At 66.9% G+C, this 21,308-nt stretch carries 17 protein-coding genes and 1 pseudogene; 5 read left to right on the top strand and 13 right to left on the bottom strand.

The features are described 5' to 3' along the window. The gene (locus ORI27_RS17755; protein WP_265998292.1) at positions 1-354 is read right to left on the bottom strand and encodes a hypothetical protein; all 354 of its coding nucleotides are present in this window, start codon (positions 352-354) and stop codon (positions 1-3) included. Positions 355-701: 347 nt separating this feature from the next. Here ORI27_RS17755 and ORI27_RS17750 point away from each other — a divergent pair, with 347 nt between their 5' ends. Next, positions 702-1,073 (top strand): STAS domain-containing protein, encoded by a 372-nt coding sequence (locus tag ORI27_RS17750; protein WP_265998291.1) that lies wholly within the window; start codon positions 702-704, stop codon positions 1,071-1,073. Positions 1,074-1,236: 163 nt separating this feature from the next. On the opposite strand, the gene ORI27_RS17745 is transcribed toward ORI27_RS17750, so the two are convergent. Both ORI27_RS17745 and ORI27_RS17740 read right to left on the bottom strand, forming a co-directional pair. Beyond that, positions 1,237-3,858 (bottom strand): helix-turn-helix transcriptional regulator, encoded by a 2,622-nt coding sequence (locus ORI27_RS17745; RefSeq protein WP_265998290.1) that lies wholly within the window; start codon positions 3,856-3,858, stop codon positions 1,237-1,239. A gap of 242 nt (positions 3,859-4,100) precedes the next feature. Next, a pseudogene (locus ORI27_RS17740) lies at positions 4,101-4,319 on the bottom strand (serine/threonine protein kinase); the annotation flags it as partial. A gap of 251 nt (positions 4,320-4,570) precedes the next feature. On the opposite strand from ORI27_RS17740, the gene ORI27_RS17735 reads away from it, so the two are divergent. Next, positions 4,571-5,770 (top strand): pyridoxal phosphate-dependent aminotransferase, encoded by a 1,200-nt coding sequence (locus ORI27_RS17735; RefSeq protein WP_265998289.1) that lies wholly within the window; start codon positions 4,571-4,573, stop codon positions 5,768-5,770. On the opposite strand, the gene ORI27_RS17730 is transcribed toward ORI27_RS17735, so the two are convergent. The 10 genes from ORI27_RS17730 to ORI27_RS17685 all read right to left on the bottom strand — a co-directional run bounded on the left by ORI27_RS17730 (position 5,771) and on the right by ORI27_RS17685 (position 18,134). Continuing rightward, positions 5,771-7,069: a cytochrome P450 gene (locus tag ORI27_RS17730; protein WP_265998288.1), complete on the bottom strand. Its 1,299-nt coding sequence runs from the start codon at positions 7,067-7,069 to the stop codon at positions 5,771-5,773. It lies immediately after the preceding gene. A 5-nt stretch (positions 7,070-7,074) separates the two neighbouring features. Further along, positions 7,075-7,809 carry a class I SAM-dependent methyltransferase gene (locus tag ORI27_RS17725; RefSeq protein ID WP_265998287.1) on the bottom strand — a complete coding sequence of 245 codons (735 nt, stop codon included), beginning with the start codon at positions 7,807-7,809 and terminating at the stop codon, positions 7,075-7,077. A 14-nt stretch (positions 7,810-7,823) separates the two neighbouring features. Beyond that, positions 7,824-8,930 carry a methyltransferase gene (locus ORI27_RS17720; RefSeq protein WP_265998286.1) on the bottom strand — a complete coding sequence of 369 codons (1,107 nt, stop codon included), beginning with the start codon at positions 8,928-8,930 and terminating at the stop codon, positions 7,824-7,826. Next, positions 8,923-11,133, bottom strand: a complete 2,211-nt coding sequence (locus ORI27_RS17715) for an MMPL family transporter (RefSeq protein ID WP_265998285.1) — start codon at positions 11,131-11,133, stop codon at positions 8,923-8,925. The genes ORI27_RS17720 and ORI27_RS17715 overlap by 8 nt, the downstream gene beginning before the upstream one ends. Then, positions 11,127-12,779 carry an AMP-binding protein gene (locus ORI27_RS17710; RefSeq protein ID WP_265998284.1) on the bottom strand — a complete coding sequence of 551 codons (1,653 nt, stop codon included), beginning with the start codon at positions 12,777-12,779 and terminating at the stop codon, positions 11,127-11,129. The genes ORI27_RS17715 and ORI27_RS17710 overlap by 7 nt, the downstream gene beginning before the upstream one ends. Further along, positions 12,779-13,048: an acyl carrier protein gene (locus tag ORI27_RS17705; protein ID WP_265998283.1), complete on the bottom strand. Its 270-nt coding sequence runs from the start codon at positions 13,046-13,048 to the stop codon at positions 12,779-12,781. The genes ORI27_RS17710 and ORI27_RS17705 overlap by 1 nt, the downstream gene beginning before the upstream one ends. After that, positions 13,045-14,064 carry a 3-oxoacyl-ACP synthase III family protein gene (locus ORI27_RS17700; RefSeq protein ID WP_265998282.1) on the bottom strand — a complete coding sequence of 340 codons (1,020 nt, stop codon included), beginning with the start codon at positions 14,062-14,064 and terminating at the stop codon, positions 13,045-13,047. The genes ORI27_RS17705 and ORI27_RS17700 overlap by 4 nt, the downstream gene beginning before the upstream one ends. Then, positions 14,061-14,732 (bottom strand): SRPBCC family protein, encoded by a 672-nt coding sequence (locus ORI27_RS17695; RefSeq protein ID WP_265998281.1) that lies wholly within the window; start codon positions 14,730-14,732, stop codon positions 14,061-14,063. The genes ORI27_RS17700 and ORI27_RS17695 overlap by 4 nt, the downstream gene beginning before the upstream one ends. Beyond that, positions 14,732-16,429, bottom strand: a complete 1,698-nt coding sequence (locus ORI27_RS17690) for a thiamine pyrophosphate-binding protein (protein ID WP_265998280.1) — start codon at positions 16,427-16,429, stop codon at positions 14,732-14,734. Before ORI27_RS17690 ends, ORI27_RS17695 begins: the two co-directional genes overlap by 1 nt. A 328-nt stretch (positions 16,430-16,757) precedes the next feature. Beyond that, entirely contained in the window at positions 16,758-18,134 is a 1,377-nt protein-coding gene (locus tag ORI27_RS17685) for an ABC1 kinase family protein (protein WP_265998279.1), read from the bottom strand. Between the two features lie 121 nt (positions 18,135-18,255). Here ORI27_RS17685 and ORI27_RS17680 point away from each other — a divergent pair, with 121 nt between their 5' ends. From ORI27_RS17680 to ORI27_RS17670, 3 genes are all read left to right on the top strand, one after another. Continuing rightward, positions 18,256-18,855 (top strand): TetR/AcrR family transcriptional regulator, encoded by a 600-nt coding sequence (locus ORI27_RS17680; protein WP_265998278.1) that lies wholly within the window; start codon positions 18,256-18,258, stop codon positions 18,853-18,855. 578 nt (positions 18,856-19,433) lie between these two features. Continuing rightward, positions 19,434-20,438, top strand: a complete 1,005-nt coding sequence (locus ORI27_RS17675) for an MlaE family ABC transporter permease (RefSeq protein WP_407666347.1) — start codon at positions 19,434-19,436, stop codon at positions 20,436-20,438. Further along, positions 20,438-21,307: an MlaE family ABC transporter permease gene (locus ORI27_RS17670; protein ID WP_407666346.1), complete on the top strand. Its 870-nt coding sequence runs from the start codon at positions 20,438-20,440 to the stop codon at positions 21,305-21,307. Before ORI27_RS17675 ends, ORI27_RS17670 begins: the two co-directional genes overlap by 1 nt. Position 21,308 lies beyond the last annotated feature (1 nt).

Raw genomic sequence — 21,308 nt, 5'->3', positions numbered from 1 at the left:
TCAGCCGACCGACGCGCAGCCCACGTAGGGGATGCAACCGGTGGCCCCGCCCGGGCCTGCCGAACCGCTGGGCCCGTTGGGGATACCGCCGCTGGCGCCGCCGGGACCCGCGGTGCCACCGGGACCATACGGAATGGACCCACTCGCACCGCCCGGGCCCGCCGTACCGCCGGGGCCACCGGGAATGCTGCCGGATGCGCCGTCCGGTCCGGCCGTGGCGACCGGACATGGACTGCCATCGGGGTTGACGCAGCCCGGGGCCGGATCGGCGAAGGCCAACGGAGCGGCCGCGATCGCGGCGGTCGCAGCACCGGTGAGGAGAACTGATGTCAGGGAAATCTTCTTCAGTGCCATGTGCTCAGGTATACCCAACTTGACGCCAACGCACCCACCCAGGCACGCAGCAAGTAGACACGGACCGATGAAGACACCGCTCGCCGTTGGATCGGCGGCCGCTGCCCTACTACCCCCGGGCGATGCGCCGTGCCGGTGAACAGTGGGAGATTTACTCGCCTGCGTGTAGGCTCATGGCAGGTTGACTTTCCAACCGCGGTATTCGTCGCAGGCGTGCGGTGTGCCTCAGCACCCGCCATGCGAGCCTCTCGGGCGCGTCCCACAGAAAACAATGCTTTCCCCTCCTAGCGCTCAACGGAGCCACCCCAATGCCTCGTCCTATCTGCGGTTCGCCCGTCGACCAACCCGTGCCAAAGATCGTCAACCGTGATGACGATTCCCGAAACCGGCTGCACCTCTTCGCCGAATGGCGAAGTACCACCGAAGTTCGGATAACCGCCGCCGGCCACGTCGACATGTCGACAGCCCAACAATTCAGCGAGTACGTTCTCCGCCGGGCCGGCAACTGCAAGAGCCTGATCCTCGATATGACCCAGGTGACATTCTTTGACTGCGCGGGCTTTTCGGCGCTCCGCTATATTGACGAGCGTTGCCGGATGGCAAAAGTCACCTGGACGATCCAACCAGCGCCCACCGTGTCGCGGGTCATGGCCCTTTGCGATCCGCTCAACGGGCCGCCGATGTCAACTGGTACCGACTTTGAATCAGCCTGCGCATGAAAGACTCTCGAACAACACCCAAACAGGTTCTGACTCCTGAGCTGAAGGACACTTCAATCAACACGTTATTCTCCCACCCCATTGAAGCCCATTCCGAAACATCGCCGAACGATGAAGGACCCTCGACACCGGTGGAAACCCCGCTGTTCTCCCACGCGGACCGTTAGCGGGCCTCCGGATCGGTGTCGCGCATGAGCCGGATCAGCTGCTCGCGTTCGTTGATGCCGAGATGTTTGTAGATGCGGTAAAGGTGGCCCTCCACGGTGCGCACCGATACCACGAGTCTTTCGGCGATCTGCTTGTTCGACAGTCCACCGGCGACCAGCAGGGCGATCTCACGCTCACGACCGCTGAGCGGCAACGGGACTCCGCTTGTCGCCGTCGCAGGAGTGTGTAGACCGAAGGTGCTCACCAGCCAGTGCGCCCGCGTGGACGATTGCAGACCCGGCAGGCGCGCACCGGCCCGCCGGTGTGCCAGCGCCGCCGCGGTGAAGGCGTCCGCGGCGTGCGCCGCCATCCCGAGGGATTCCCACTCGCCGGCCACCCGCTCGAGCTCCTCCCCGTCGCCGGCGACGACGGCTTCACCCTGCCTGGCCGCCAGATTCGCGATCGGCGTATTCAGTTGCCCTTCAAGAGCTTTGAGACGAGCCACGTCGGGTTGCATTCCGAATCGCAATCCGGTGTGCAGAGCCTCCAACTCGCCGGTGGTGATGCCGTAACCACGGGCGGCCGCGGCCGCCCGCTCGATCGCGCTGTGGGCGTCGGCGGTCGCACCGGTGGCGGCGCTGTGATACGCCCTGGCCAGTTCGAGTAGCGGGCGGAACACTTCCACCGCTGGCCCCCATGCGCTTTCGGCCATGCTCAGCGCCCGCGCCGCGGCATTGGTGTCGCCGCGTAGCACCTCCGCCTGAACGGTCCAGGTCGCAACGAGGGGGACCCATCCGCCCGACAGGGTGGACACCATGGCTGACAGTGCCCGTTGAAGCCATTCGCACGCGTCCTGCGGGCGGCCGGCCGCAAGCTGAACCCGACCGGCCATCGCCGCGACGATGGCTTCGGCGTGCGGAGCGCCATGAGCAAGTGCACGCTGTCGCTCGACGATGGCCGAAGCGGTGTCGATATCGCCTTGGTTGAGGGCCGACAACGCTTCCGACAACGCGATTGCGTACTGCTGTGGCCCGGACGCGCAGTGGCGTGCCGCGTCGGCGCCGCGGTGGGCCGCAGCCGCTACCGCCTCGGGCTTGCCGCGAAGGTTCGCCGCCGCCGCCGCGGGGACCGCCGCCCACAGGACCGCCATCGGCATCGCGTCCGGATCGGCGATCACTGCCGCGCTTGCGGCCTCCGCGGTGTCGAGGTCAGCGGCAAAATAGGCGATCGACGCCTCGACCGCGAGGGCGTAGCTGCGCAGCGCGGGGACCGTGACGCGCGACCGGACCGTGCCCAGCACTTCCTCTGCCTCCGCACGCCGTTGGCAGCCGAAGAACAGGTTCGTCGCGCGCAGGCAACCCCAGCGGACGAGCATGATCGGGTCGCGCGGGTCGAACGTCGAGAGCAGGTCCTCAGCCTCCTGATTTGAGCCCTGCCAGGCCAGCGCGTCGGCGAGCGCGATCGCCGCGCGTAGCCCGCCGCCGTGGTCGTAGGCGAACCGCGCCAACTGTTCGGCGAGGCTCAGGCTGGACATCGTCATCGCGCTCTCGGCGGCGTCGATCACCAGATCGACATCAGGTGTCGCATCACTGTTCATCATCAGGCGGGCCAGTTCGATGACCAGCCGCGGATCCCTCGCCGAATTCTGGTCCAGATCGCCGACCACTGACCAAAAATTTTGCGCCAGAGAGGTATTGATCTGTCGTAGCCGGGCCAGACCGCAGCCCTTGCGCACGACGTCAGCCAATACCGGGTGCGCCACCTGAACTCGCATCCGTAGTGGATCGCTGATCACGTGGATGACCGCATGTCGTTCGGCATCGCTGATCGCATCGGTATCGCACATCGAGCGCAGTGCGTTCCAGTCCAGAACTTCAGCGGCCGCGACGATTTCGAGAACGGCACGCTCACTCGGAGCTAGGCTGCGGACCCGCGCCTCGAGAAGCTGCTCGATATCGGAGCCCAGGCGCGGCATATGAGTGAGCCGCCATCGGCCGGTGTCATCGGTAAGCGCACCGTCGTCGAGAGCGGTGTCGAGCAGGCCGCGCAACAGCAGCGGACTGCCCGCCGCCAGTTCGTGGAACTGGTCGACGACGGTTCCGGCAACGGGGCCGCCCAGGGTCGCGGCGAGCAGCTGTCCGGTGTCGGCGTGGGAGAACTCCCCGACCTCGATGCGGCGAAGATACTGGTCCTTCCACAGTGCGGTGATCGCATCGGGGACTTCGGCGTCCGACCTCATCGTGACGATCAACGTCGCCGCCCCCCGCACGGCCAACTGGTGCACAACAATTGCCGAGAGTGGATCGAGCAGGTGCGCGTCGTCGACGACGAGCAACAGGTCGTCCACACCGTCGAGCGCGTCGTGGGCCGCGGCCAGGAGACGAATCGGCTCCAGCGCGGCGGGGATCTGCACGATCCCGGCGAACGCAGCCAACGGCACATCGCGGGAGGTGTGGGTTCCCAGGACGTAACGCGCGCGCATCCCGCGCTCGGCGAACCGTTCGGCGACCTGGCGCGCGAGCGCCGTCTTCCCGACACCGGCCTCCCCGACGAAAACGACGCCGTTCGACGACGGGTCCTCGACGGAATCCATCGCCTGTTGGATCTCGGCCGACCGGGCGACGAACGGCCACTCCAATGGCAGGCCCCCTTCTACGGTTCCTCCGTGCGGCATACGGTCCTGAAGAGCAGCTCGATACTAGCGCCGGACAGTCGTTGACCGGGGATTACTGACACAAGAGTCGACCCGGGGCCAAACCTGGGGATGTTTCTTGTTCCCTTTGCCGTGTCCCCGGCCGCCCTGGCTGGGCACCGGCTGGCTCGGCTGCTGGATGACCGGGCTCGGCGGCGGCGCGACGGTTGGCGATGGGGTCACCGGTGTGCTGGTACCGACCGGTGCGACAGGCGCGCCGCGGGCCGGGCCTCGTCCTCGAACCGGCGCCGGATGTCGGGCAGTGCCCCGAGCGCAGGGTGCAGCAGCTTGACGGCCACCGGCCGGCGCAGCCGGGTGTCCCAAGCGTCGCGGACCTCGGCCATGCCGCCGCGTCCCAGGATCCCGCGCAACTCGTAGCGGTCCACGAGCATTTCGTGGCCGGTCATTCTTTCCTGGTAGCCGCGATCGGGGAAGCGCAAACCCTCCGCGGGCGAGCACCCGATCGGCGACCGGCCGACTGATTAATTGATCAGTCGCACAACCCGACGCTAGGCTTCTGACGCATCCGTAAATACCGCTTCAGCCCCAGATGACCTGCAGATTTGACCGGTAGACAACCGGCGAGCACATCGGCCATCGCTTAACCGCACTGAGTACGAGCGCTTTCTGCGATGCTCTCTGCGGTGGAAGGACCCGTATGAAGTTCGCGCAGTCCAGCAGGTTGTCCAACCTGTCGCACGAAACCCCAGGGCCCATCGTCGAAGAGGTGGCGCGGCTGGAGGCCGCCGGACACCACGTCATGCGACTGGATACCGGTGATCCCCATGCATTCGGGTTCGAGCCGCCCACAGCATTGCTCCAGCAGATCACCAGTACCTTGCCAGCTTCCGCGGGCTACACCGGCCCCAAGGGCCTGCCATCGGCGCGGCAGGCGGTGGTGCGGTATTACTCGGATCTCGGTGTCGCCGATGTCGACGTCGAGAACGTGTTCGTGGGTAATGGCACGTCTGAGTTGATCGCGATCGCGATGACGGCTCTGCTCGACGATCGCGACGAAGTGCTGGTGCCCGCTCCCGACTTCCCGGTCTGGACCGCCGCCGTCAACCTCAGCGGGGGGCACGCCGTTCACTACCGGTGCGACGAATCATCGGACTGGTACCCCGACGTTGCCGATATCGCCGCAAAGGTCACCGCCCGGACCCGGGCGATCGTCATCATCAACCCCAACAATCCGACGGGCGCGGTGTATCCGCCCGAGGTGCTGAGCGAGATCCTCGATGTCGCGCGCCAACACAACCTCATCGTGTGTTCCGACGAGATCTACGACAAGATCATCTACGACGACGTCGTCCACACCACGACCGCCTCGCTGGCGCCGGATCTGCTGTGCCTGACCTTCAACGGTCTGTCGAAGGCCTACAGCTGTGCGGGGTTTCGCACCGGCTGGCTCGCGGTGTCCGGTCCGACCGACCACGCCAAGAGCTACCTCGCGGGTCTGACAATCGTGGCCGGGTTGCGCCGCTGCGCGAACGTTCCTGCCCAGCAGGCTATTGGGGTTGCGTTGGGAACCGACGACCTCACGCTGCCCATCGGCAGGTTGAGCGACCAACGCGACCGGGCGTGGGCCGCGCTCAACGCGATTCCGGGCGTCTCATGTGTCAAGCCGAAGGGCGCGTTGTACGCCTTCCCGAAGATCGATCTGCGCCTCTACCCGATTCGAGACGACGAGCAGTTCATCCTGGATCTGTTGCTCCAGGAGAAGATCCACCTCGTTCCCGGCACCGGGCTCAGTTGGCCCGCGCCCGACCACTTCCGCATCGTTACCCTGCCGCCGGCGGCCGAGCTGGAATCGACCATCGCGCGGATCGGCAGCTTCCTGGCCACCTACCGCCAGTGACTAGCGCCGCGCGAGCACATCCAAGGCGATCTCGCGGCGCGGCCGGGTAGCGATACCGCGGGGCACCGCACGCGGTGGCGTCCCGCCCGGACCGCGCGCGCGCAACTCGAGACTCTTCATGATCGTGCCGATCGCCACAGCCAACTCGCTGTGCGCGAAGGCCGCACCGATACACCTGCGGTACCCGCCGCCGAACGGCGCGTAATGGAACGGCGACGGCTTGGCGTTCAGGAACCGCTGCGGGTCGAACGATTCCGGATCCGCCCACAGCTCTGGGTTGAAATGCAATGCGGGAAGCGCGATTCCGACCACATCCCCGGCCGAACGGGCGACGCCGGCGATCGTCAGCGGCACGGTGAGCCGACGCAGAACGATCGGCACCGTCGGGTGTACCCGCAGCGTCTCCTGGATCACCGCGCCGAGATAGGGCAGGCTGGCGATCCCGGCCGGGGTGGCCACCGTCGCCAGCTCCTCGACGACGCGGGAGCGAATGCCCTCGTCACGGTGGATGTGGTAGAGCGCCCAGGTCAGCGACGTCGCGCTGGTTTCGTGGCCGGCGGCCAGCATCGTCCGCAGTTGGTCATGCAGCACATCGTCGGGCAGCAGGTTGCCCTCGTCATCGGTGGTGCCGAGAATCAGGTCGAGCACGTCGCTGCCGGGTTCACCGCTACTTTTTCGCTCTTCGATCTGTTCGGACAACATCTGGTCGAGCTGGGAGCGAAAGGCGAGCAACCGGGCCCACGGACCCCGCCCGGCGAGGTCGCGGCGCAGAACAGGCACCAGCATCAGCGCCGCGTTGCCGGATCGCAGCAATTCGGCTGTCACCCTCGCATATTCACGGCGGCGAGCGCCGTCCGTCACGCCGAACACCACCCTGATCACCACGTCCAGCGTGATGCCCCGGGCCGTTTCGCCGACGAGCAACTGATCGCCCGGCCGCAGGGTCGCGATGTGGTCGCTGGTCGCCTCGGCGATCACCTCGACGTAACGGCGCATGATCTCGCCGCGGAATGGTGGTGCCAGGGCGCTTCGGGCCCGCCGGTGAGCCTCCCCCGACAGCAGGATCAGTGAGTTCCGTCCGACAACCGGTTCGATCGGGTTGGGCAGCGGAGCCCGGGACTCGGCGCCGGAGACGGTCAGGATGTCGCGTGCGCCTTCGGCGGTCGAGAAGAACAGGACCTCGCCGAGCCCGGGAAAGCGCACCGGGAACGGCCGCCGATCGGATGCATGACGCCGGAAGAATCCTTCGGGGTCGATGCCGGCCCAGGCCGCACGGCCCAGCGCCGCCACCGCCGCCATGCTGCTCACCTCACCCTCGACGCGACAACGACCTGGTTGCGCCCCAGTCGACTGAACTCGACGGCGATGCCCGGGCCGGAGTGCACGGCCAGCGACCGGAATGCCGACGGGCTGTAGGCGCGCATCGAACTGATCAGTCCGTCGTGGGCGAAGGGCAGGAAGACGAACGGCAGCATCGACGCCAGTCGCAGCAGGTGCAGCGCGGCCGGGGGCCGGCGCAGATCGCACACGACCAGTTTGTCGGCGACCCGGGTCCCCTCGGTCAGCACCCGGGCCGCCTGTACCGGCGGTAGGTGGTGGAACGACAACGCGAACAGCGCGAGGTCGTAGGCCCGGTCGGGCGCGTCGATGGCGGTGGCATCAGCGCGGCGCACCACAGCACGCGGGTGGGCGCCCAGGTCGCCGGCGCGGATGTGCGACACCGAGACCGGGTCGATGTCGGTCACCGTCACCCGCGCGGTGGGGTGCGTCGCCAGGACCGCGCGGGACAATGCGCCGTGGCCCGCGCCCAGTTCCAGGATCACGGGCTCGGGAATGTCCGCGACGAGCGGCAGGGCGAGGGCGGCAAGACGTTCGTGATCGTGCAGTATCCGGCCCATCCACTCGAGGGACCAGATCACCTGCCGTTTGATCCGATCGTCGATGTCGTCGCGGTCCAGATATTCCGGACGATCGGTCTGCAATCGCCGGTCCAGCCATGAGGCGTCGAACCCGCCGCGCGGCATCGCTGCGATATCCATCCGGATCCCGTCGCCTATCCGGGGTGGGCTTCGTCGACGACGGCTTCGATCACGCAGAGCGGCGAAGCGGTCGGGATCACGCTGGTCATCCGGAAACCGGCTTGCCGCAGTAGATTCCGATACTCGTCCGCGGTCCGCTCGCGGGACCCGAGATTCAGCAGCATCTCCAGGTCCACCCAGTTCTCCGGGCCGTCTCGGCCGTTCTCGCGCACCACCATCTCGACCAGAAGCACTGTCGACCTCGGCCCGGCGGCCGCGCGAACATTGCGGAGGATCCGCAGCGCCCTGTCGTCGGCCCAGTCGTGGATGATGTTCTTGAGCAGATAGGCATCGCCACCGCCGGGGACATGGTCGAAGAAGGATCCTTCCACGATCTGTACCCGGTCGGCTACATGCTTGTCGGACAGCAGCTTTGGGGCACCGACGACGACGCGGGGCACGTCGTAGAGGATGCCACGTGCCCCAGGGGCCGACCCGAGGACGGCGGCCAGCATCGCGCCCTGTCCCCCGCCGATGTCGACGATGGTGCGATGAGCGCTGAAGTCATAGCCGGCGACGACGACAGCGAGCGTCATCTGGGCCAGGCACGTCATCGTCTGGTCGAAGAGTTCTGCGTGCTCGGGTATCTCGACGAGGTAGTCGAAACCCTCCATCCCACGCAAGGCCGGAACGATCGACTCACCATTGCGTACCGACTCCGTCAGCAGGGTCCAGCGTTCGCGCTGCTCCTGCGAACCCTGGAACAGCGCGGCACCTTTGAGAGAGATCGGAGCGTCGGAACGCAGAGTTTCGGCAAGGGAATTCAGCGCATAGCGACCGTCGCGGCGGCGACGAAAGATGCCGCGACCGATCAACGCCCTCATCAGACGCCCCAGCGAGTCGGGGTCCGCATCCACCCGCGCGGCCAACGCACCGATCGGCAGCGGTCCGTCGGCGAGCGCGTCGGCGATACCGAGTTGGGCGGCCGTGGTGATCGCCTGCGCGGGCCAGCCGGACACGACCAGTTCCATCATCGCCATAGGTGCGGGCACCATCCGCTGATGGAGCCGCAGCAGGTGATGGCGCGCGAACTCGACGGCGCGGGCCAGGCGCGCGGGCGGCGCCGCCGGGAGTCTAGGCATGGGGTGCCTCCCGAATTCCAACCCGCTCATGCAGGCGCACCAGCGATTTCGGCGCCCACCAGTTGAATCGGCCCATCACATGCATGAAGGCCGGAACGAGCAGGACCCGCACCAGGGTGGCGTCGGCCAGGACTGCCAGCGTCAGGCCGACGCCCAGCATCCGCAGGAAGGACACCTGCGCACCGGCCAGTGCCGCGAAAGTGATGGCCATGATCAGTGCGGCCGCCGTGATCACCCGCGCGGTGCGGGCCAGTCCCAACGCGACGCTCCTGTCGTTGTCGGCGGTCGTTTTCTCACTCGCCAACCAGAATTCGCGGATACGGGAAACCAAGAACACCTCGTAGTCCATCGACAACCCGAAGGCGATGCAGAACAACAGCACCGGGATGCTGATCGCCAGGGTTCCGGTGGACATGGTACCCAACGCATCCAGGTTGCCGTCCTGAAAGATCCACACCAGGGCGCCGAACGCGGCGGTCAACGACAAGACGTTGAGAATCAACGCTTTCAACGGCACCACGACGCTGCCTGTCATCAGGAACAACAGGACGAACGTGATCCCGGCGATGATCGCCAGCACCACGCCAAGCCGGGACGCGATGGCGTTGGCGGTGTCCCGGTTGACCTGGGCGGTCCCGCCGATCAGGACCTGCGTGCCGGCCGGGGCGGGCACCGCTTGCAGCTGGTCGAGCTGGGCCCCGGACGCCGCGGAATACAGTGGTGCGGTGCTGGCGACGGTCAGGAACGCGCTGCCATTCGTAACGGCGTTGGCCGCCGTCGGTGGGCCCGCCGGCGCGCCGGCGACGAAGGTACCCCCCGGGGCCGAGACCGACGATACGTCGGAGGCCCGCGACAGCGCAGCCGCGTAATTGTCCAGTTGCGCCGGAGTGACATCGTTGGCGTCCGGTATGACGATGGCCAGGTTTCTGGCCAGGTCGGTATTGAACTGGGTGCGCAGCTGGTCGCCGACCAGGTGCGGTGCGCTCGCCGTCGGCAAGACCCGGTCATCGGGCACCCCCCACTTGACGCCGAGGAACGGGGCTCCCAGCGCCAACAACAGCGCGACGATTACGACGCCGATCGGCACGGCCCTGCGCATCGAGAACATCGCCAGTCGGTACCAGGGGCTGTCTTCCACCGGACGGACCACGGCGACCGGGCGTCGCAGCCACCGGCGCGGATCCAACGCATCCAGCCGCTCACCGAGCAACACGATCGCTGCCGGTGTCACGAAAATCGCCGCCAGGGACGCGAACGCGACGACGGCGACGCCGGCGTAGCCGAACGATTTGAGCGCATAGATCGGGAACAGCACCATCGCCGACATCGACAGCGCGACCGTCAGGGAGGAGAACAACACCGTCCGGCCGGCCGACACCATCGTGCGCATCAGCGCGTCGTCGCGGTCGGCACCGGCGGCCCGCTCGTCGCGGAACCGGCTCAGCAGGAGCAGCGTGTAGTCGATGGCCAAGGCCAGTCCCAGAGCCACGGCGAGATTGAGCGCATAGATCGAGACGTCGGTGGCGAAGGTGATCACGTGCAGCGCGGCCATCGCCCCGAAGATCGCGACGGCGCCGACGGCCACCGGCAGCGAAGCCGCGACCAGCCCGCCGAACACCCATACCAGCACTAGGAAGCTCAGCGGAATCGCGATGCCCTCCATGACTTTCAGATCTTTCTCACTCTGTAGAGTGATCTGCTGCATCATGGCCGCCTCACCGCCGGCGCGAACGGTCACCCCGTCACGGTCGTACACCACCCGGTCGATCAACGCCTCAGCATTCTTGGGAGCGCCGTTGTCACCACCGGTGATTCCGGCGACGATCACGCCGATCGTGCCGTCCTTACTGATCAGCGGTGCGGCTGCGGGCGGCGGGACGGTCCACGGCGAACTCACCGTCGCCACGCTGGGTGACTCGGTGAGGGTACGTACGATCTCGGTCCCGGTCGTCCGCGCCGCCGGGGAATCGACCCCGTCGGCCGAGCTGACGGTGATCAGCAGCGGCATGTCCCCTTGGCCGAAGGCGTGGGCCAGCACCGACCTCGCCCGTGACGACTGGGCACCGGGATCGGTGAGTCCGCCGGCAGAAAGCTTGCCCGCCACCGGAACTCCGAACACCGCCGTACCGACCAGGACAAGTAGCGCAACCCCGATCATCCGGCGAGGAGCCCGAATCGCAACCCGCGCGATGCCGGCTAACACGGTGACAGCGTTCCCGCCAACCACTGTGTGCGGGCCTCGAGGCGACGCAGTTTTCCGCTGGACGTGCGGGGTAGTGTTCCCGGCGCCAACAGCTCGACGTGGTGTGCGGAGATCCCGGTGTGCTGCAATACCCGGGCCGTCACCTCGGCCGCCAGATCGACCGGTGCATCGGGGGTGATCTCGACGAGGATCGCCAGTGCTTCGTCGTCCGCGCCGGCGGGAAGGTAGCCGACCGCCACCGCACATCCGGTGCGCACTCCGGGCAGCCCGTCGAGGGCGGCTTCGAAGTCCTGGGGCGCGTGGTTGGCGCCGCGGATGATCACCGTCTCCTTGCTGCGTCCGCACACGAAAAGTTCACCGTCGTGGACGAATCCGAGGTCGCCACAATCCAGCCAGTCGCCGTGCAGCACCTGCCCGGTGAGGTCGGCGCGGCCGAAGTAGCCCGCCATCACACTGGGTCCTCGAACGACGATCTGCCCCACCCGATCCTCGGGCAGTGGCCGGGAATCGTCGCCACGGATCTCGACCTCGACACCGGCCAACGGGCGCCCGGTGCTCACCAGTTCTTTGTCGCCGGGTAGGACCGAACCTCCCGTCGTCAGCGCCACAGCCTCCACACCGAGTGTTCTGAACATGGTGCCGGCCGGCTTGAACGTCACGGCCAGTGCCGCCTCGGCCAACCCGTAAACCGGTGTGAACGCCGCCGCGTCGAATCCCCAGCGTCCGAAGCGCTGACTGAACCGGCGCTGGACCTCGGCATTGGTCAGCTCCGCACCGTTCAAGCACAGCCGCCAGGAGCTCAGGTCGACACCGGCCAGTTCGTCGTCGCGGATCCGCTTGAGGCACAGACCGAACGCGAAGTTGGGTGCCGCGGTGACGGTGCCGCCGTGTCGGGATATCGCGCGTAGCCAGGCCGCGGGTACGGCAAGGAACAGTTCGGGGGGAAGCAATACCAACGGCCGCGGCAGATAGAACGCCGTCAGCAGGTTTCCGATCAACCCCATGTCGTGATAGAGCGGCAGCCAGCTGACCCCCACTTGCTCGGGCATACCGGCACTGATGAAGTAGTCCGCGATCGCCGCGATGTTGTACAAGAGATTGCGGTGGGTGAGGGCGACGGGTTTGGGATCGTGAGTTGTGCCCGAAGAGAATTGGATCAAGGCGAGATCATCTGCAGCCGGCACGCTGGTAGCGCCGTCGGGTGTTCCAGTCAACTCGGCGACCGTGACGCAGCGGGTGCCCGCCGCCTCCAGCAGCGGGCGGATCCGGTCCTCAGTCACCACCAGGGTCGCCTGAACCGCCCGCAGCATCGCCGCGGTGCGGTGCCGGTACTCCTCGAGTTTGCCGAGCCGCACCGGTGGATACAGCGGCACCGGGACGGCGCCCGCGTACAGCACGCCGAAGAAGCAGGCGACGAATTCAGGAGAGGTCGGTAGCACCAGCGCGACCCGGTCACCGCTGCTCACTCCGGCGTTACGGAGACCGGCGGCAAGTTCGCGGGCACGCCGACGAACCTCGGCCATGGGGACTTCGGTGTCGCACTCGTTGCGGTCGACGAAGAACAGGCTCTGCCCGGATTGCGCTGCCGCGTCGAGCATCTGCGTCAGGGTGTCGAATTTCGGCCGGATGGCCGAGCCGCCCTTCACTAACGTTCCTGGATCCGGCGCAGCACCAGCCGGGCCAGGTCACCGACGGTGTTCAGGTCGTCGCCGTCCTCGGCGTCGAGTTCGATGTCGTAGCGTGCTTCGATCCGGAAGACCAGCGACAGCACCCGGGCGGAATCCATCCCGGCGTCCTGAAGACCCGAATCTGCGGTGAGTTTTCCTGCAGTGCCCTCGGTTTCGGCTTCGATGAGCCCGATGATCTCGTGGGTGATCGCGCGCAATGTCGTCGGCGGTCCACCGGCTGTTGTCACTTCCGGGTTCCGCCCCACTGGATGGCGGCGGCCCCGGCGAAGTCTCCGGCATGCGCGAACCCCGCCATCATCACGATGTCGCCGGCACCGATCTGGCCGTCGAGGACCGCGGCCTCGAAGTTGATCGGGATAGCGGCCGCGAACAAGTTGCCGCACTCGTGGAATGTGTCCCGGTGTCGGTCGGACGAAATGCCCAGCGCCTCATTCCAGTTGCGCAGCAGCAGCCGGTTCGGCTGGTTGGTGACCAGCAGGTCGAGATCTCCCGGCTTCACCCCGATGCGGTCACACACCGCGCGCACCACCTGGGGTACCTGGCGGTTGCCGCGAGCGAGGACCTTGATGATCTTGCCCTCGTTGAACCCGACGTAGCCCTGTCCCGGGCCGGCCTCCCACCACCGGCGCGCCGGATCGGCCGCCAGGGTCATGTCGGTGGCATTCTCACCGAAGTAGCGGCATTCGATGTCGAGTACCGGCGAGCTGTCCGACAGGGTGACCAGACCGACCGCCGCACCGTCCCCGGGAACCGACGCCTGAGCCAATTTGCGCACCTGCTCCTGAGAGAAGATCTTGCCCGCGGCGTTCTGCGCAACCGCGATCAGTGCCGTGCGTCCGGCCCCGCCGGCCAGCAGTTGGCGTGCCAGTTTCAGCATCAACACGAATGCCGCGCAACCACCGTTGTGCACATCGACGATCCACTCGGGATTGATGCCGAGCCGCTTGGCGACCTCGCCGCCGGCGCCGAGGATGGGCAGATCGGGCAACTGCGAGTGGGTGAGCAGTACGTCGACATCGTCGAGCACCGACCGTCCGTGGCGGTCGACGAGCGCCGCCACGGCGCGCTCGATCATGTCGACGTTGGACTCGTCATCGGCGGCATGGTGGCGGAAGTCGGGGGGCCGGAACATCGGGTTGTCGCGTAGATCGTCCTTGCCGCTGAATTGTGTGTACCACTCTGCGGGAACGCGGTTTTCAGGCAAGTAGGTGGCGACGTCGAGCAGGCTGACCGCGGCGGTCATGACGCCCGCATCCAGTCCGGAGTGACGGGCAGTCCGTTGTGATGGCGATACTCGGCGATCGCCTTGAGGTTCTTCAGTTCCAGCAGATGACCGGCGCCGAACATCTCCCAGAAGTCGCCCACCCAGACCGGGCGCTGCGGCGGGGCGGTTTCCGGATACGGGTTGTCGTCGTAGAACGGGTGGTGGCAGTTGGTCCACAGCACCACCGAGCCGGGCTTGTTGAACACCACCTGCGCGTCGACCACCCGCATCAGGTAGATCATCCACAGGTGCCGGCCCTGATCCCAGGCGCAGTGGTAGTCGACGGTGCGGGCCTCGCGGTTGGCGACGGTGCGGGTGTAGATCTCGGTCTCGCTGCCGAGCCGGTCGTAGGCGAGCCACAGACCGTCCTCCTCGGTGCGGGTGAAACCCCGCAGGCTGTACGTCCACTCCTCCAGGGAGCGGGTGTCGGCCAGGTAGTCGAACAGCTCGTCGGGCGGGCAGTCGATGAAGTCGTTGACGGTGCAGAACTCGCCGAACACCTCGTCATGCGGATAGACCGCGTGAATCATCTCCATCAATATCGGCGTCGCCTTCTCCCTGGGCGACGTCTCGATGCGCATCAATCCCGGAATCGGATCGGTGCCGCCGTGGTGCGCGGTGATGTCCTCGAGCGCGGGCAGTGTCATCAGCTATTCCTCGATATCGTTGATTGATCTGCTGACTGGTTCAAAAAGGCTGTGAACGGCGGGATTTCGTCGGCCGAACACTCGACAGCGACCACCGAGGGTCCGTCGACGTCCAGCGCGGCCTTGACCGCCACCCCTAATTCGGCGATATCGGTTACGTCCACCGAGGGCAGTGCCGGGAACATCGCGGCCAGCCCGGCCCCGAGCCGGCTGGGACCGAACCGGTTGTAGCTGTATCGGTCGCCGTAGAACAGCTGCTCGCGGGTCACGCACATCGCGTGCGCGTGGTTGTCGAACAGCACAAAGGTCACCGGAAGCCGGTAGTGCAGCGCGGTGTGAATTTCCATGCCGTGCATGAAGAACGCACCGTCTCCGGCGATCACCACGGTGCGGCGTCCACGTGCCATCGCCATCCCGATCCCGGCGCCGAAGCTGTACCCCATGCCGCCCATTCCGAGGGCCACCAGGAACCTGCCCTCGCGGCGCGCCGGCAGCCAATGGATCGCGGCCGCCCCGATATTGCCCGCGTCGACGGCGATGTCGGTGCCGTGCGGCAGCACCGCGTCGAGGGCGAGCATCGCGTCGCGATAGCGCACGCCCGACCCGACGTGCGGTGGGGGTGTCAGCTCGCCGCGCGTCACCTGATCGCCCCCACGCCCCCGATTCGCGGGATCCTCGGCGGCCAAGGCGGCGAGCTGTGCCAGTGCGGCGCGCAGATCGTGGCTGTCGGCGTGGGTAGCCGGCAGGTATGGCGGCGCCGAGCCGATCGAGGCGACGGGCAGCGACGCCAACGACGCCTCCAGGCCGGCGCGCGCCATCAGCGGCAGCCGGGTTCCCACCAGCAGGCACACCGCACTGTCGGCCAGCGCGGCGCCGATCGCGGGATGGCCCATCACCCCCGTCACGCCCGCCGCCGAGGGCGCCGCGACGACGTCCTTGGCGTCGGGCACGGTGGCGATCCTCGCCCCCAGCACCGATCGAAGCGTCTCCAACTCGGCGCGCGCATCGTCGCGAGCCACCTGATCTCCGGCGATGATCGTCACGGGCCCACCGATGTCGCGAAGCAATCGCGCCACCTCGGACAGATCCCCGATCCGGCGCGGTGACTGTGCGGTGACATCCTCGGTCGGGGGGCCGATCAGGGCCTGTTGGACGTTCTTGGGCAGCAGCAGCACCGCCGGACCGCCGATGGTCATCGCGGCCGACAGCGCCGCCGGCAACACGCTCACGATGTCGGCCGGGTCGCGTACCCGCCGGCAGAAGACGGCTACCGCCGCGAACAACGCCTCCCCGTCCAGCGCGCCGCCCAAGCCGCTGGTGTCCTGAAACGATCCGAGGCCGTCCGTCGTCGTCGGGGTCTGACCGATAAGCGCCAGCACCGGCACCCGGCTGGCGAATGACTCCCCCAGTCCCGGGATGGTGTTGAGGGCCCCGCCGCCCGACGTCGCGGCGACGACGCCGATACCGGCTCCGGCGCGGCTGTAGGCGTCCGCCATGGCCGCCGCGGAGAACTCGTGCTTGGCCACGACCGCGGTGATCTCGACAGACGAGTGGGCGGCGTCGTAGAGGTCCTCGATGTTGGCGCCGTCCACCCCGAACACATGGCCGATACCGCGACGCCCGAGGTGTTCGACGATGTAGTCGACTACTCGAATGCGCCCATCCCCCGCGCCGTTGCGCTCAGAGCCGACCGGCATGATGTTCGAGCGCGGTCGCCCCCGGCACCTGCCTGCCAACAGCGCTCGCCATGACCCCCACCTAGTCTGTCTAATTGGCACGAACCCTAATCCAGGTCTCGGTGCTCGTGCGGGACTTTGGCGATCTCACAGGAGACCCGGGAGGTCGGTCGCCGGTTGTGACACCTGAGATCGCTTGCACCGGCGCCAGACCCGCTTCTCGGCGCCGTCGGCGAAGGCCCAGGAATACAACGACCGGAGCGAGGGATGGGTCAGAAGGGTCGGCTGATCGATTTCGTCGGCCGCGGCCGCGTCGAGACGTGTCGCCGCGCAACATCGTCCTTCGTCGTCACTGGGCTGGGCCGCCACAGACGTGCGGCGGCACCAACCGCAATCCGCGTTCGCGCACCCAGGCGTGGTGTTGTCGTCCGAGCGCGGTGATCGGTTCGGCGACGCCGTCGGTGTCGTCGAGGATCGCCCGTACCGGCAAGGTCGCGCCCAGGGTGGTGCAGATGTTGACCAGGTTGAGTTGGATCCGGGCGGTGAAGGCCATCATTGCGGGCAGACTCACCCGGGCCAGCGTGTGGTCACGATCCCGGAAGTCGAACATGCTGCGGATTCGGCGAGCACGGAATTCGGGCGTGTAGGTGACCGGCTGAGGTGCCGCGATGAAGTCATACATCAGGTCAACCGCCCACCGGTACAGCTCGTCGGCGGTCAGGGTCGGGTCGGCATCCAACAGGCCCATCTGCGCCGCGAGGTCCCGCATATCGGCCTTGCGCCCGTCCACCGCGGCCCGGATCAGTGCGGTCCAGCCGTAGCACTCGTGTTGGGTTTTGACCTGCACGCAGCCGAAGTCGAGGAACCCGACGGTCCCGTCGCCGAAGTACCGGTAGTTGCCCGGATGAGGATCACCGTGCAGCAGGTTGGACAGCCGACCGGTGCTGTAGTTGAACCGCATGATCGTCTCGGCCCAGGTGTTCTTCAGATCTTGGTCGGCGTGCTGGGCTTGAGCCCAGTCCATTCCGTCCAGGTAGGTCATGGTGAGCACCCGATCGCCGGATGCCTCGTCAACGACCTGCGGGATGCGGATGAAGGGGTGCCCCCGATAGAGCTCACCGAAGGCCTTGATCGTGGCCGCTTCGTGCCGGTAGTCGACTTCTTCGCGGATCCGCGCGGCGACCTCGCGCGCGACGTCGCCTACGTCCGTACGCATTGCCGTCGCGGCACGCACCACTTTCAAAAACGTCCCCAGCAGTTCGGCGTTGGCCAGATCGTCCTCGATCGCCCGGGCCACTCCGGGGTACTGGACCTTGACCGCGACCGCACGGCCGTCGCGTAACACCGCCCGATGCACCTGGCCGATCGAGGCGGTCGCGATCGGCTGATCGACGAATTCCGCGAACTGCCCGACACCGGCGCCGAGTTGGGCGTCCAGGAGCTGACGAACCAGCACCGGATCCATCGGCGGGACCTCGCACTGCACCTGTTTCAACGCGTCCAGGTAGGGGCCGAACCCGCCGCCGCCCCACTCCCGGGTATCGGCCATCGACAAGATCTGGCCGGCCTTCATCAACACCCCACGCGACCGACCGAGCAGTTCGGCATACCGCGCGGCCGTGCTGAGATGAAACCGTTCGAGGGCTCCGTCCTGGCCGGCCCTCTCCCGCAGCCCGGCGATCACACGACCGCACGCGGCGTGTGCGGTGAGACTTGCCAGTGGCATGCTCCGGCGAATCCGCCCACAGGGGACCGCGCGATCCCGACCTTCCACCGTGTATCCCTGACCCCGCTAGGCAGTAAAGTACCTTTGTACTCAAGCTAAGTGATCACTTCTGAGAGTTCAAATGACAGCACCCACACCCACCCGCGAACGACTGGTGAACGCAGCGATGCAGCTGTTCAGCGCCAATGGGTACGAGGCCACCAGCATCTCCCAGATCGAGGCCGCCGCAGGACTGGCCGCCGGCTCGGGCGCCCTTTACCACCACTTCAAGTCGAAGAACTCGCTTCTGGAGGCCGGCATCAACCGGCAACTCGACCGTCGCCGCGCCATGAGCGACATCCGCGCGCTGTTCGCCGGGCTGGGTGACCTTCGATCCGAACTGACGGCTCTGGGTCGCTACCTATTCGCGGTCATCGACCAAGAGACCGAACTGCTCCAGATCGCTGCCCGTACTCCGGCGGGCCGGTCAGCTCACCTCGACGCCGCCTATGCGGCCTTCAGCGACGGACTCAACGCCCAACTGACCGACTGGATCACCACCTGGGCGCCGAGACTCAGCCAGCAAGAGCGCGCCGTCCTCGCCGCACACGGAATCAACAGCCTCCTCGGCGCGCGTTTCGCGACAGCCCTTCTCCACCAGCCCGCCGCGCGCATCGCCGACGATGTCTACCTGGCCGAGTGGACAGCGCTACTGACCACTCGAATTCAAGGCGTCAGCTGACCCTTCGCCAGCCGATCATGGCCGTGGCCGGCACGCCGGGGCAGATAATCGCACCGGGTGGTAGCGGTATTTGCCCGAGCCCTGGGCCGGCCAGGCGTGCGCGAAGTGTGAACACAACGATCTCCGGTCGGGGTGCCCGGTGCTGCGCACGGCTTCGGCATGGCGAGCCACGATCCGGGAGGGTTCCATCCTCCGGCCCACCGCCAATTGAACACACTGTCAATTTCCTGTGTATTGCTCGGTCATTTGCGGCGGCCAGCCGGCGCCGAAAACATGGGTCGACTTATTCGAACTATGGGTGGAATCAGGCAACTTTCGGTCACCCACGGCCGCAACACGTGTCCTCGCACGTTATTGACCCCGCCGCAACAGTCGGCCGCCGCCGAGCGCCGCGGCGCGGCGTCGAGAGCCCTTGACGATCGTTTGTGGCGTACATCACACTGAACTTCTTTCCGTGAACACACCCCCACTGCCGCTGGTACAACGCACGTACTCGTACCGCTGGTAAACGCGCGACATCCAAGCTCGACCTTTGCTGGGGGAAGAAGCCACACCAGCGACTAAGGAGGTGCCTGCCGTTGACCGCAGGTGTCCATGACGGGACTGCGGCCCAAGCGGCGACCGAGACAGAAGGCAACGATCTCGCCCGCGTCGATGTCGACGAAAGCACCACCGACGGTGAAAACACTGCCGTCACCGAGCCGGCGGCGCCCGGCGTGCACGAAGAACGCGAGCCCGTTGCCGAGGCGTCGACCGGTCGTCAGGTCGTCGGGCTTCTCAGCAGGCCGATTAGACATGTGCTCGACCAAATGGATTCGTCGTTGCAGACGTTGGGCCGCTTCTTCGGCCTGGGGGCTCAGGCCTTCGGCTACCTGATCACCGATCTGATCCGGCTGCGCCACCCCTGGCGGGACACCATCAACCAGGCCTGGTTCATCATCAGCGTCACGGCGATACCAGCACTGCTGGTGTCCATCCCGTTCGGGGTGATCGTGGCGGTGCAGGTGGGCAACTTCATCCAGCAGGTCGGTGCGTCGTCGATGTCCGGTGCGGCGGGCGGCCTCGGCGTGATCCGGCAAGGCGCGCCGATGGTGGCCGCGTTGTTGCTGGGCGGTGCCGCCGGTTCGGCCGTCGCCACCGATCTCGGGGCCCGCACCATCCGCGAAGAGGTCGACGCGCTGCGCGTGATGGGCGTCGACCCGGTGCAGCGGCTGGTCACCCCGCGGCTGGCGGCGATCGTGTTCGTGGCGCCGGTGCTGTGCGCCTTCATCATCTTCATGGGGCTGGCGGCGGGCTACGCCATCAACGTCGGCTTCCAGTCCGGCACCCCCGGCAGCTATATCGCGTCGTTCGCGTCCTTCGCCAGCGTCAACGACGTGGTGGTGGCCATGCTCAAGACCTGGCTGTTCGGCGTCGTCGTCATCCTGGTGGCGTGCCAGCGCGGGCTGGAGGCCACGGGCGGCGCGCGGGGTGTGGCCGACGCCGTCAACGCCTCCGTCGTCATCGGTGTGCTCGCCGTGTTCATCCTCAACCTGATCATCACGCAGGGTGTGTCGATGTCCATGCCGCTGAGGATGGGCTGATGGCGCGGATCGCGGCCCCGTCCCGGTACCGCCCCGGGGTGCTCCGGGCGCCGTTGTGGATCGCCGACCAGGGCGACTCGCTGTTCCAGCGCCTCGGTCATCAGGTCAGCTTCCTGGCCCAGGTGCTGGGTGCGATACCACACACCGTGAAGCACTACCGGCACCAGACCGGTGTGCTGTTGGTGGACGTGATGTGGGGAAACGGTGCCTTGATCGTCGGCGGCGGCACCATCGGCGTGCTGGTGCTCATGGGCGCGGCGGTCGGGGCGTCGGTGGGCATCGAAGGGTACGCCGCCCTCGACATGGTCGGGATGGGCCCGTTGACCGGGTTCGTTTCCGCGTACGCCAACACCCGCGAGATGGCGCCGATGATCGCCGGGATCGGCTTCGCCGCCCAGGCCGGGTGTCGGATGACCGCCGAGATCGGCGCCATGCGGATCTCCGAGGAAATCGACGCGCTGGAAGCGCTTGGTATCCGGTCGATCCCGTTCGTGGTCACCACCCGGGTGATCGCCGGGATGCTGACCATCATTCCGCTCTATGTGGTGACGCTGGCGTTGAGCTATGTGTCGTGCGCGCTGGTCGTCAATGTGCTGCACGGGCAGTCATCGGGCACCTACTACCACTACTTCAACTCATTTATCGGTCCTTCCGACGTGGTGTTCTCGGTGCTCAAGGCGGTCATCTTCGTGACGCTGATCATCGCGATCCACGGCTATCAGGGCTATTTCGCCGTCGGCGGACCCGAAGGCGTGGGCCGGGCCTCGGGTCGCGCGATCAGGGCCAGCATCGTCACGGTGGTCGCCGCCGATATGGTGCTGACGCTGCTGTTCTGGGGCAACAGTCCCGGGATTCGGATTTCGGGGTAGG

This window comes from Mycobacterium pinniadriaticum, assembly GCF_026242045.1.
GTDB classification, from domain to species: Bacteria; Actinomycetota; Actinomycetes; order Mycobacteriales; family Mycobacteriaceae; genus Mycobacterium; species Mycobacterium pinniadriaticum.
This window is presented reverse-complemented; position numbering and strand designations above follow the sequence as displayed.